Origin of the sequence: Caldicellulosiruptor kronotskyensis 2002, from assembly GCF_000166775.1 — a bacterium.
GTDB classification, from domain to species: domain Bacteria; phylum Bacillota; class Thermoanaerobacteria; order Caldicellulosiruptorales; family Caldicellulosiruptoraceae; genus Caldicellulosiruptor; species Caldicellulosiruptor kronotskyensis.
Genome location: NC_014720.1, coordinates 1 through 12335 on the forward strand (window position 1 = coordinate 1; position 12335 = coordinate 12335).

Sequence of the window (12335 nt, forward strand, 5' to 3'; positions counted from 1 at the left end):
GTTTTCCACAGTTGTTGATAACATTGTGGATAACACTTAAAAAGTGAGAATTTCAAACTACATAAAAAGGGTGGATATTCACATGGTAGAATATGACGTGAATGAAGTGTGGGAAAAGATAAAGGAGGCTGTGAAAAAAGAAATAAATCCAAGTCCGACAGATATATCATATAACACATGGTTTGAATCGCTTGTACCTCTTTGTTTTGACGACAATGATACATTGATTTTAAAAGCATTTGCTGATTTTCACAGGGATATAGTAATAAACAGGTATTCACTTGTCATTTTAAATGCTATAAGGCAGCTATTTTCACCGCATCTCAGCATAAAAGTAATTCTTCCTGATGAGGTTGAAAAGTACAAAAGGTTTCTAAAACCAAAGCAAGACGAAAAACCAGAGATAGTAACACAGCTAAATCCCAAATATACTTTTGAAACCTTTGTTGTTGGGAACAACAACAGACTTGCACATGCCGCAGCACTGGCCGTGGCAGAAACACCACCGGGTGAGAGAACATATAACCCACTTTTTATTTATGGCGGTGTCGGGCTTGGAAAGACTCATCTTATGCATGCAATAGGTCATCACGTTTTAAAGCTTTATCCTGGCACAAAGGTTATGTATGTTACATCAGAGATATTCACAAACGAGCTTATAGCCGCAATAAGAGATGAAAAGACAGACGAGTTTAGGCTCAAGTACAGAAACGTCGATGTTCTTTTAATTGACGACATTCAGTTTTTAGGCGGAAAGGAAAGAACACAAGAAGAGTTTTTCCACACCTTCAACACTTTGTATGAGGCAAACAAGAAGATAATACTTTCATCAGACAGGCCACCAAAAGAAATAAACACCTTAGAAGACAGGCTCCGCTCTCGTTTTGAATGGGGACTTATAACAGACATTCAGCCGCCAGACTTTGAGACGCGAATAGCAATTTTGAGCAAAAAATGCCAGCTTGAAGGAACACCTGTACCACAGCATATTTTAGAGTTTATAGCATCAAAGATTGAAACAAACATAAGAGAACTCGAAGGTGCTCTCAATAAAATTCTTGCATATTCAAAGCTAATGGCTCCTGACAAAGAAATAACATTAGATCTTGCTGAAAAGGCTTTGAAAGAGTTTATCGACACAAACACAAAAAAAGAGCTCACAATAGAGGATATCCAGGCAGAAGTTGCAAGCTATTTTGGTATTCGGCTTGAAGATTTTAAATCATCAAGAAGGTCAAGAAACGTAGCATTCCCGCGACAGATAGCTATGTATTTAGCAAGAGAACTTACAAATGTATCGCTTCCTAAAATAGGCGAGGCGTTTGGCGGAAAGGACCACACTACAGTACTTCATGCCTGTGAAAAAATCAAGGAACTTATCAACACAGATTCAAACACAAAAAATACTGTTGAAACAATCAAAAAAAGACTTATCCACAGAGAATAATAACATGTGGATAACTTTGTGTGAATTTCAATTTTCACATGTGAATTTAGTTGAAAACTTTAAAATTTATCAACAGGAATATATACATCCAAAACCTCAAATTTCACAAGCTTTTGACACTGTTATTAACTTATCCACAGCTATTACTGTGAATACTACTGAAAGTTTTATTTGGTGGTATGTATTTGAAACTCCCACATAAAAAAAGGAGGGAAAAAAATGAGGTTTATTGTGGATAAAGAAGTTTTACAAGATAATATTTCCAAGGTAATACCTGCTGCAGCATCAACAAAGGTAACATCAATTTTAGAGTGTGTATTAATCGAAGCTGAAGATAGAATAATATTTACCACAAACGATATGAAAATGCAGATGCAAACAGAATTTGAAGCAGAGATTTTAGATAGAGGATCAGCACTTTTAAAAGCAAAACTTCTTTCTGACATAGTCAAAAAACTGCCAAGCGGTGACGTGGAAGTTATAAGGGAAGAAAACGAGGTAAAAATCAGAAGCCAGAAGATAGAGTTTAGGCTTCCTACTCTTGACCCGCTTGATTTTCCAAAGATGGATAGAAAACCTTCTGAGAGTTTTTGCGAGTTTGTTGCAAGCGAGTTTGTTGATGCTGTTGACAAGGTAATATTCGCAACCTCAAAAGATGAGACAAGACCAACATTTACAGGCGTGCTCTTTGAAAAAGAAGATGATGATTTTGTCAATCTTGTTGGGATGGACGGGCACAGACTTGCAATATGTAAAATAAAACCAGTTGCGGTTGAAGGAAGTTTTTCGAAGATTGTACCTGCAGAAAACTTGGATGATATCACAAAGATAGTGGACATTGAAGAGCCAGAAAAGGTAAGAGTATCATTTTTTGAAAACCAGGCAACATTTGAGATAGGTTCAACAACGGTGATACTTACACTTATTTCCGGAAAGTTTTTCGATTACAAAAGTGCAATCCCAACAGAGTATTCAACCAAAATTTCAATTTCATCTGATGTTTTAGAAAGCACACTTGAAAGAGCTTCAATAGTGTCAAAAGATGAAAAAACCAACATCCAAGCTGTCATATTTGAGACAAACGGTATGATGTTCACAGTAAAATCTGTGTCTGCTGATGGAAGGTATGAAGAGGATGTGCTTTGTTCAGTCGAGGGTAAAGACATCAGAGTTGGATTTAATGTCAAGTATTTCTTAGACGTTTTGAAAGAGCTTGATGGAGAGATAAACCTGTTTATAACATCGCAGACAAGCCCTTCAATTGTGCAAAAGCCAGACGACCCTAACTACATCTACCTTGTTCTTCCTATAAAGATGCCAGAGTAAAGCATTTTTTAGAGGTTGTAAGAGTATGAAGATAAAAAGCATTTACGTTGAAAATTTCAGGGGTTACAAACAAAGGTTTTTTGAGTTCAAAGATAAAATGAATTTAATTGTCGGTAATAATGCCTCAGGAAAGACTTCTCTTCTTGAGGCTCTATATTTTTGTATGTGTGGAAAATCTTTTAAAAGTCGAGATATAGATGCAATAAACTTTGATTCTTTCTATTTCAAGCTTGAGATGTTGGCCGAGGTTGGAGACACTGAATATAATGTTTTCTGTTATGTAGATAAAGCCTTAGATAAGAGAATAATGATAAATGATAAGAAAATAAAGAAATTGTCTGAGCTGATAAGTACATTTAAATTTGTCTTTTTTGAGCCAGATGCGACAGAACTTATAAAACATCAGCCAAAACTGAGGCGCAGATTTTTAGATATGGAAGTTACAAAGCTTTACCCTTACATGACAAAAGTTTATTCAGAATACCACAGAGCACTTCTTTCACGAAACGCGTTTTTGAAAAGTTATGATAAAAAGGATATAATAGATGTATACGATATGCAAATAAGTCAGCTTGGATTTTTAATTTTTCAAAAACGACAGGAGGTTATAAATAAACTATCCATTGAAGCGCAAAAGATATTTAGTTTAGTGTTTGAAAACAAATCAATGCTTGAACTTAAATATATGCCATCGATTATTGCTTCAAACGATAAAGAATATTACAAAGAGATAAAAAAGAATATTGATAAAGATTTGAGTTTTGGATATACAACAAAAGGTGTTCACAGAGATGACTTTGAGATTTTGATAGATAAAAAACCGGCAATAAATTTTGCATCTGAAGGGCAGATAAAACTTGCAGCAATCTCAGTTGTGCTTGCAACTTCTCTTCTTTATCCAGAGCCTGTGCTAATTTTAGACGATGTGTTTTCTGAGCTTGATAGTTTTAAAAGAAAAAATCTTGTGAAATTTATAAGCCAATACCAGTCGTTTGTGACATCTGCAGAAGATTTAAGTGTTCTTGAAAGAGAAGGAATACTGGAGTTTGGCAGTGCAAACTTGATTTTTCTTGAACGAAGTATGTAAAAAATTTTTTTAAGGATGTGTAAAGAGGATGTTTGCTCACATTGGTGAGGATTATGTAATCAACAGCGCAGAACTTCTTGTGATACTGAGCTGGGATTCTTTTGTGCGTTCAGAGGATAATCTTAAAATATTAGAAAACCTGAAGGCTCAAGATAGGATTGTTGTTATAAATGATGATATAAAAAAGTCTATCATAATCCTTGAGGTTGATGGAAGAATGTACGGAATAATATCTCCTGTGTCGCCGGGGACAATCGCAAAAAGGCTTTTGAACTTCAACCTCTATTTTGAAAACTATTTAGACCAAGAATGATTTTAAAAATTATTTGTTTGGAAGGTGAGATCAAATTGGATATGGTAAATACAAATTCTCAGCAATATTCAGCAAGTGAAATACAGGTTTTAGAAGGACTTGAGGCGGTAAGAAAACGTCCTGGAATGTATATAGGTTCAACTTCCCAGCGAGGTCTTCACCATTTGGTGTATGAGATTGTTGACAATGCAATTGACGAGGCAATGGCAGGGTTTTGTAAAAACATTGAAGTGGTGATTCACAAAGACAACTCTGTTACTGTCATTGACGATGGAAGAGGAATTCCGGTAGATATTCACCCAAAACTTCAAAAAAGTGGTGTTGAGGTTGTATTTACTGTTCTTCACGCAGGTGGGAAGTTTAACGAGAGAGTTTACAAAGTATCAGGTGGTCTTCACGGTGTTGGTGCTTCTGTTGTAAATGCTCTTTCGCGCTATTTAGAAGTTGAGGTTTACAGAGACGGCAAGGTATACTATCAAAGATATGAAAGAGGAAAACCAACCTGTGAGCTAAAAGTTATTGGTACTACCGACAGGACAGGTACAAAAGTTACATTTTTGCCCGACGATGAGATTTTTGAGACCATAGAGTTTGACGGCGATGTGATACTGCAGCGTCTTCGTGAACTTGCGTTTTTGAACAAGGGGATAAGGATAGTCTTTGTTGATGAGAGAGAAAAGAATGTAAAACCCGTTGAGTTAAAATACGATGGTGGTATTGCAGAGTTTGTAAAGTTTTTGAACAGAAATAAGGAAGTTTTGCACCAAGAGCCAATATACATTGAGGGTGAGAAAAACGATATACTCATTGAGATTGCTATTCAATACACAGAAGATTTTGGAGAGAACATCTATTCATTTGCGAACAACATAGCAACCATAGACGGTGGAACTCACCTTATAGGCTTTAAAACTGCTGTCACAAAAGCTGTAAATGAATATGCAAAAAAGTATAACTTCATAAAAGGTGATACACAGCTTCTTGGTGAGGACATAAGAGACGGTATGACAGCTATTGTGTCTGTTAAGATTCACGAGCCGCAGTTTGAAGGACAGACAAAAACAAAGCTTGGGAATAGCGAGGCGCGCTGGGCTGTTGAAAATCTTGTTTCTGAAAGGCTGGCAGCTTTTTTAGAAGAAAATCCTGATATTTCAAAAAAGATTATCGACAAAGCAATTTTGGCGGCAAAAGCGCGCGAAGAGGCAAAAAAGGCAAGAGAGCTTGTGATAAAAAGAAAGTCTGCTTTGGATAGCTCAAACTTGCCTGGTAAGCTTGCAGACTGTTCAGAAAAAGATCCAGCTAAATGCGAGATATTCATAGTTGAGGGTGATTCTGCAGGCGGTTCTGCAAAACAAGGGCGTGACAGGCGCTATCAGGCAATCTTGCCTCTTTGGGGTAAGATGCTCAACGTCGAAAAGGCAAGCCAGGACAAGATTTATTCAAACGACAAACTTCTTCCATTAATTCAGGCACTTGGCGTTGGAATTGGGAATGACATAGATTTAAAGAAACTAAGATACCACAAAGTCATAATAATGGCAGATGCTGACGTTGACGGGTCTCACATAAGAACTCTTCTTCTTACATTCTTTTACAGATACATGAGACCGCTTATAGAAAACGGACACATTTATATTGCCCAGCCACCGCTTTACAAGATAACAAAAGGCAAGCAGGTAAGATATGCTTACAACGATAAAGAGCTTCAAAAGGTATTGCAGGAAATGAAAGATGCTCAGGTTCAGCGTTTTAAAGGACTTGGTGAAATGAATGCACAAGAGCTTTGGGAGACTACCATGGACCCTGCACGAAGAATTCTTCTTAGAGTTGAGCTTGAAGATGCTGTGATGGCAGAGGAGATCTTCACAATTCTGATGGGTGACAAGGTAGAGCCAAGAAGAGAGTTTATTGAAAAGAATGCTAAGTATGTGAGGAATTTGGATATATAGAAAAGAGGTGTTTCAAAGTGGAAGTTGCGAAAAAAATTTATGAAGAAGTTATAAAACTGCCTGAAGAGACTCAGAGAGAAGTTTTGGATTTTATTGAATTTAAAAAGATGAAATGGAAAAAAAATATAGAAGAAATAATTGATAAAGTTATTGAAGAAAATTACGAGATATTAAAGGAGTTAGCTGATAAATGATAATGTTGAGTATTGAGGATGTATTGTTGATTGCTAAAAAGTTAATAGAAAGATTTGGAGGTACGTTTGGGATAAGAGACAAAGGTTTGCTTGAAAGCTCATTGAACAATGCATTTCAAACATTTGATGGAGAGGAGCTATATAAAACTGATGTAGAAAAAATTGCAGTTATATCTTACTCAATAATAAGGAATCACCCCCTAATAGATGGTAATAAAAGATTAGGTATAAGTGTTTTACTAATATTATGTAAACTCAACAATATTATCTTAGAATATACAAGAGAAGGGGCAGTAGATTTAGCTATAAGAATTGCAGAAGGTAGTATTGATATTGAAGATGTTGTTGAATGGATAAAAAAGCATGAGAAAAAGTGAACACTATAAAGGGAGGAAAAATTAAAGCATGGAAGAGCTCGATTTTAGGATAATTCCTGTTGATATACAGGAAGAGATGAAAAAAAGCTATATAGACTATGCAATGAGCGTAATTGTATCTCGTGCGCTGCCAGATGTGAGAGATGGCTTAAAGCCTGTTCACAGAAGAATTTTATATGCAATGAACGAGATAGGTCTTACACCTGACAAGCCTTACAGAAAATCTGCAACAGTTGTCGGGCATGTTCTTGCAAAATATCATCCGCACGGCGATGCTGCTGTGTACGAAAGCCTTGTTCGAATGGCACAGGACTTTTCAATGCGCCATCCTCTTGTTGACGGACATGGAAACTTTGGGTCGGTAGATGGAGACCCTCCAGCTGCTATGCGTTACACTGAAGCGCGTATGAGCAAAATTGCTATCGAGATGCTTCGCGACATTGAAAAAGAGACAGTTGATTTCATGCCCAACTTTGATGAATCGGCAAAAGAACCAAAGGTTTTGCCATCAAGGTTTCCTAATCTATTGGTAAATGGTAGCCAGGGAATTGCGGTTGGTATGGCAACAAACATACCGCCTCACAACCTTGCAGAAGTGATAGACGCAATTGTGTACCTACTTGACAATGAAAATGCAAGTTTAGATGATATAATGAAAATAATCAAAGGACCTGATTTTCCAACAGGCGGGTATATCATCGGCAAAAAGGGTATAAAGGATGCTTATGCAACAGGAAAAGGGAAAATTATCGTACGGGCGAAAGCAACAATTGAGCAGACCTCCAAGGGAAGACAGAGAATAGTTGTTACAGAACTTCCATATATGGTTAACAAGGCAAGGCTTATTGAAAAGATTGCCGAGCTTGTTCATGAGAAAAGGATTGACGGAATTTCTGATATAAGAGATGAGTCTGACAAAGAAGGTCTGAGGATTGTTATTGAAATCAAAAAAGATGCGGATGCAAATGTAGTGTTAAAACAGCTATACAAAAACACCCAGCTTCAGGACAGCTTTGGCATAATCATGCTTGCGCTTGTTGACAACCAGCCAAAAGTTCTTACTCTTATGGACATGCTAAATCTTTACATTGAACATCAAAAAGAGGTAATTGTTAGAAGAACAAAGTATGATCTCAAAAAAGCAGAAGAAAGAGCTCACATTTTAGAAGGACTTAAAAAAGCTCTTGACCACATAGATGAGATAATCTCAATCATTAGGTCATCCAGAACAGTAAATGAGGCAAAAGAAAGGCTCATTAGCAGATTTCAGTTTACAGAGGTCCAAGCTCAAGCAATTCTTGACATGAGACTTCAGCGTTTAACTGGCCTTGAGCGGCAAAAGATTGAAGAAGAGCTTGCAGAGCTAATCAAGATGATAGAGTATTACAAAAACGTGCTTGCAAGTGATGCAATGGTAAAAGAAATCATAAAAAAAGAGATTTTGGAGATAAAAGAAAAGTACAAGGATGAGAGAAGGACAAAGATAATCCAAGATGAGCATGAAGACTTTGAGGAAGAAGAGCTGATTCAAGAGCAGGAAACTGTAATCACACTTACCCATTTTGGGTATATAAAACGGCTTCCTCTTGACACGTACAAGAGCCAAAAACGTGGAGGCAGAGGCATCACGGGAATATCAACAAGAGAAGAGGATTTTGTTGAAGATGTCTTTGTCACAACAACACACCACTACATTCTCTTTTTCACAGACAAAGGAAGAGTTTTCCGTTTAAGAGCATATGAAGTGCCCGAAGGTTCGCGCCAGGCAAAAGGCACTGCAATTGTCAACCTTATTCAGATTGGCAAGGATGAAAAAATTACTGCTACTATGGCTGTGAAGGACTTCAAAGAAGGCTATCTTATGATGTGCACCAAAAACGGCACAATAAAGAAGGTGCTTTTGAGCGAGTTTGAAAATACAACCAAAGCAGGCAAAAAAGCAATAACCCTTGCCGATGATGATAGCCTTGTTGATGTAAAACTCACATCTGGAAACGATGAGATTGTGCTTGTATCGAGCAATGGATACTGTGTTGTATTCAATGAAAACGATGTAAGAAGTATGGGAAGGACTGCACAGGGTGTAAAAGGTATGACGCTGGAAGATGGTGATTTTATTGTTGGGATGGAAAAAGCAAGCGATGGAAAGTATCTTCTTTGCGTCACAGAAAACGGGTTTGGTAAAAGAAGCGAGATTGAAGAGTATAGAAAAACAAAGCGCGGTGCAAAAGGTGTACTTACTTACAAGGTAACAGACAAGACAGGCAGGATTGTTGATATAAAGATGGTAAATGATGAGGATGAGATAATGCTTTGCTCAACAGAAGGGATTTTTATAAGGCTTGAGGTTTCTCAAATTCCAGTTCAGGGAAGAAATACACAAGGTGTTAAACTTATGCGAATTGATGGAGATAATATAAAAGTTTCATCAATTGCAAGGATAAGGGTTAATGAGTAGAAAAATTGAATAATATGCAACGTATAAAGCCACAGATAGCTCCAAGTAAAAATTATCTGTGGCTTTTTTTAAATTCAATAATTTAAGTTTATTAATTTTGGTATTTTCAACTTAAGCATAAATTATTTTGCTATGGGTAACTTTTTTGTCAATAAAAAAGGCAAAATATTTCAACAAACCTTTTTTATTTTCTGATATAATGTTTGTAGTTATGTAATTGAATTGTAATAATAACAATTTAGCATTTTGTGCGTTTTAAAATTAAAAAAGTTTAAAGGAAGTGCTGTGGATGATGAAAAAACGTTTTTTAGGAATGATGGTAGCTTTATTTATAATATTATCTATATTATCTTCTGGTATTAATTTTGTCATGTCAGACCAGTCGAAACCAAAAAGCTTTCTACAAAAAGTAGGAACTTTTAGCAACTTTAAAAAACTTGTTGATGAAGCTCAGAAAAAAAATCCATACATGGGTTCAGGAGAAAATATAATGTATGAATCAGCACCAGATTTTGTTATAAAGGATGAAAATAAAGAGGGTTCTGAGTCTTTTTATTCACAGACAAATGTGCAGGTTATGGGCGTTGATGAAGCTGATATTGCAAAGACAGACGGGCAGTATATATACATTGCAAAACCATATCCAAAGATAAAAGATAATGGAATTGTAATTGTTAAAGCTTATCCACCTGAGGAAATGAAAGTTTTATCTAAAATTAAATTGAGCGATGAGTTCTATCCAGAAGAATTTTATGTTGATGGCAGGTATCTTGTTGTTATTTGTGAAAAAGAAAAGATTGTTGATAGGGAACCTGTTATTCAAAAAAATAATTTTCCTGATATCGATACAAAGAAAATAAAAGTTTATGTGCCATATCAGTTATTGATAGAGACGTATTGTATTGTTTATGACATTTCTGACAAATCAAATCCTAAGGAAATAAGAAGGGTTTCAATTTCGGGAAGATATCTGACATCAAGGAAAATAGGAACAAGTCTTTACATTGTTACAGAAAAGCAATTCCCATATAGAATTTACGCTAATAAATCCTACTCTGAGCAAGATTTCAAACCATACTTTTCAGATAGTATTACAGGTGATTCAAAAAAGATATATATAAGCTTTGACAGAATAAAGTATATTCCAGATTTTATAAACTATGGCATTACTGTTATTGGGAGTTTTGATATTGAGTCAGAAGATGAAATTTGTGTTGAGTGTGTGCTTGGTGGAGGGGATATAGTTTACTGTTCGCAAGAAAATCTTTATTTGTGCTCTGAAGTAATAAAAAAAGTTTACTGGCCTGAAAAATGGGAAGATAATACAAGACCATGGTATAGTTATGTAAGAAAAACAATGATTAGTAGATTTGAACTTTCAAAAGGGAAAATTAATCTTGAGGCAGCAAGTGTTATCAGTGGAAAAGTGTTGAATCAATTTTCAATGGATGAACAAGATGGTTATTTCAGAATTGCAACAACTGGTGAAAGGCTTTATTTTTTAGAAAAAAATTACGATTATTTTAATGCTGTATATGTTCTTGATAAAAACTTGAGAGTAGTTGGGAAGATAGATAATATTGCAAAAGGAGAGAGAATATATTCAGCAAGATTTATTGGAAAAAGACTATACCTTGTTACCTTCAAAGAGCTTGACCCATTTTTTGTAATTGACCTTGAAGATCCTCACAATCCAAAAGTGCTTGGATATTTCAAAATTCCAGGATACTCAACATATCTTCATCCATATGATGAAAATCACATAATAGGATTTGGCAGGGATGCAGAGGATTTAGATGAAAGATATGCAATACCTTTAGGACTGAAAATTGCAATGTTCAATGTTGAGGATGTAGAAAATCCAAAAGAGCTTTTCAAGGTCATAATTGGGGGCAAGGGTACCTATTCTGAACTTCTTAATAATCACAAAGCGCTTTTGTTTGATAAGACTAAAAACATTTTTGCATTCCCTGTAGAGGTTTACGACAAAAAAGGGCATAACTTCACAGGTGCTTTTGTATATAGCATAGATTTGAAAGAAGGTTTTGTTTTAAGGGGCAAGATTTCGCATGAAATTGATGATGGATATTGTGAGAAAATAGACAGGCTTTTGTATATTGGGGATGTGCTCTACTCAGTTTCAAACTCAATGATAAAAGCAAGCTCTCTTGAAAGCTTCAAGGAGATAGCAAGGTTGAGGTTGGATTGAAAGAGTAGATGATAAAAAACAAGAAACCCCCTTGGGTATTCCTGCAAAGGGATGAAATTCGAAGTTGCAAGGAGGTAGAGGAATAATGAAAGTTAAGAAAAAGAAGATAGGTAGTGTTATTATGATTTTTGCAATATTGTTGAGCGTTATTGCTCCAGTTTTAACGGCTACATATCAAAGTAAAAGTTATTTAGAAACTACATAATTAAGTAAATTAGAGAATAACATAATTCAAATTGCTGCTGTAGTTTTCATTCCTTAGCCCTAAAGAGAGATGGCACAGTTTGGGCTTGGGAAAGTAATAAAGATGGTCAGCTGGGGAATAGAGGTGCTGGTGTGAATATTCCATTGTTCCTGTTCAAGTTAAAGGGTTAAAAGATATTGGGACAATTGCGGCAGGGGACAGTTATATCTTAGGGCTAAAAAAAGATGGAACAGTTTGGTGTTGGGGATTAAATGAAAGTATTCAATTCATAAATGGCAATAATAGAGATTTTTCTGTTCCTTTCCAAATCAGAGGTTTAAAAGATGTGGTTGCAATTGGCGCTGGCAAAGATTATTCTTTAGCGCTGAAGAAAGATAGCACCGTTTGGGTGTGGGAATGTAAATATAATTATTACGAACAATTGAGGAAAGGTACCGATGAATACTCCCCTGTTCCAGTCTAAGTCGAAGAATTAAAAAATGTGGTAGCAATTGCACCTGGTGAATGGCATTCCTTAGCACTAAAAAAAAGACGGCACAGTATGGGCTTGGGGAACAAATGGCAGAGGTCAATTGGGGAATGGTGGTGTTGGTGTCTATTCACCTATTCCTGTCCCAGTCGTTATTAAATAGTGTGAAATGATGTGATAATCATTGAATTAAAACCTTAGTATAATTGTATAATTAGCAAAATGGGGTAATATAATTTGTAGTTTATAATAAAGATTTTGCAATAAAATACAATAGAATCCTGGATAAAAACGAAATTTT

General features: G+C 35.8%; 10 protein-coding genes and 2 pseudogenes. All 12 read left to right on the forward strand.

The features are described from left to right. The first annotated feature begins 82 nt into the window (after nucleotides 1–82). The gene (dnaA, locus tag CALKRO_RS00005) at nucleotides 83–1447 is read left to right on the forward strand and encodes a chromosomal replication initiator protein DnaA (RefSeq protein ID WP_012660677.1); all 1365 of its coding nucleotides are present in this window, start codon (nucleotides 83–85) and stop codon (nucleotides 1445–1447) included. A gap of 219 nt (nucleotides 1448–1666) precedes the next feature. After that, the gene (gene dnaN / locus CALKRO_RS00015) at nucleotides 1667–2773 is read left to right on the forward strand and encodes a DNA polymerase III subunit beta (RefSeq protein WP_013429084.1); all 1107 of its coding nucleotides are present in this window, start codon (nucleotides 1667–1669) and stop codon (nucleotides 2771–2773) included. 25 nt (nucleotides 2774–2798) lie between these two features. Continuing rightward, nucleotides 2799–3860, forward strand: a complete 1062-nt coding sequence (recF, locus tag CALKRO_RS00020) for a DNA replication/repair protein RecF (protein ID WP_013429085.1) — start codon at nucleotides 2799–2801, stop codon at nucleotides 3858–3860. Between the two features lie 28 nt (nucleotides 3861–3888). Then, nucleotides 3889–4173, forward strand: a complete 285-nt coding sequence (locus tag CALKRO_RS00025; RefSeq protein ID WP_012660681.1) for an extracellular matrix/biofilm biosynthesis regulator RemA family protein — start codon at nucleotides 3889–3891, stop codon at nucleotides 4171–4173. Nucleotides 4174–4214: 41 nt separating this feature from the next. Beyond that, nucleotides 4215–6122, forward strand: coding sequence for a DNA topoisomerase (ATP-hydrolyzing) subunit B (gyrB, locus tag CALKRO_RS00030; protein ID WP_041741822.1), 1908 nt, complete (start codon nucleotides 4215–4217; stop codon nucleotides 6120–6122). A 17-nt stretch (nucleotides 6123–6139) separates the two neighbouring features. Beyond that, the gene (locus tag CALKRO_RS13650; RefSeq protein WP_013401986.1) at nucleotides 6140–6316 is read left to right on the forward strand and encodes a hypothetical protein; all 177 of its coding nucleotides are present in this window, start codon (nucleotides 6140–6142) and stop codon (nucleotides 6314–6316) included. Then, the gene (locus tag CALKRO_RS00035) at nucleotides 6313–6693 is read left to right on the forward strand and encodes a type II toxin-antitoxin system death-on-curing family toxin (protein WP_013429087.1); all 381 of its coding nucleotides are present in this window, start codon (nucleotides 6313–6315) and stop codon (nucleotides 6691–6693) included. The genes CALKRO_RS13650 and CALKRO_RS00035 overlap by 4 nt, the downstream gene beginning before the upstream one ends. A 28-nt stretch (nucleotides 6694–6721) precedes the next feature. Next, nucleotides 6722–9151, forward strand: a complete 2430-nt coding sequence (gene gyrA / locus CALKRO_RS00040) for a DNA gyrase subunit A (protein ID WP_013429088.1) — start codon at nucleotides 6722–6724, stop codon at nucleotides 9149–9151. Between the two features lie 289 nt (nucleotides 9152–9440). After that, nucleotides 9441–11360 carry a beta-propeller domain-containing protein gene (locus tag CALKRO_RS00045; RefSeq protein ID WP_013429089.1) on the forward strand — a complete coding sequence of 640 codons (1920 nt, stop codon included), beginning with the start codon at nucleotides 9441–9443 and terminating at the stop codon, nucleotides 11358–11360. Between the two features lie 252 nt (nucleotides 11361–11612). Beyond that, nucleotides 11613–11735 (forward strand): annotated as a pseudogene (locus CALKRO_RS14115) (hypothetical protein); the annotation flags it as partial. A 14-nt stretch (nucleotides 11736–11749) separates the two neighbouring features. Beyond that, a complete protein-coding gene (locus tag CALKRO_RS14120) occupies nucleotides 11750–12028 on the forward strand; it encodes an RCC1 domain-containing protein (protein ID WP_408605138.1) in 279 nt (92 codons plus the stop codon). Nucleotides 12029–12134: 106 nt separating this feature from the next. Then, nucleotides 12135–12197: pseudogene (locus CALKRO_RS14125) on the forward strand (hypothetical protein); the annotation flags it as partial. Nucleotides 12198–12335: the final 138 nt, after the last annotated feature.

Coding starts and splice junctions, on each gene's coding strand:
- gyrB (WP_041741822.1), top strand. CDS start 4,215: ATGGTAAATACAAATTCTCAGCAATATTCAGCAAGTGAAATACAGGTT.
- dnaN (WP_013429084.1), top strand. CDS start 1,667: ATGAGGTTTATTGTGGATAAAGAAGTTTTACAAGATAATATTTCCAAG.
- CALKRO_RS00035 (WP_013429087.1), top strand. CDS start 6,313: ATGATAATGTTGAGTATTGAGGATGTATTGTTGATTGCTAAAAAGTTA.
- dnaA (WP_012660677.1), top strand. CDS start 83: ATGGTAGAATATGACGTGAATGAAGTGTGGGAAAAGATAAAGGAGGCT.
- CALKRO_RS00025 (WP_012660681.1), top strand. CDS start 3,889: ATGTTTGCTCACATTGGTGAGGATTATGTAATCAACAGCGCAGAACTT.
- recF (WP_013429085.1), top strand. CDS start 2,799: ATGAAGATAAAAAGCATTTACGTTGAAAATTTCAGGGGTTACAAACAA.
- CALKRO_RS00045 (WP_013429089.1), top strand. CDS start 9,441: ATGATGAAAAAACGTTTTTTAGGAATGATGGTAGCTTTATTTATAATA.
- gyrA (WP_013429088.1), top strand. CDS start 6,722: ATGGAAGAGCTCGATTTTAGGATAATTCCTGTTGATATACAGGAAGAG.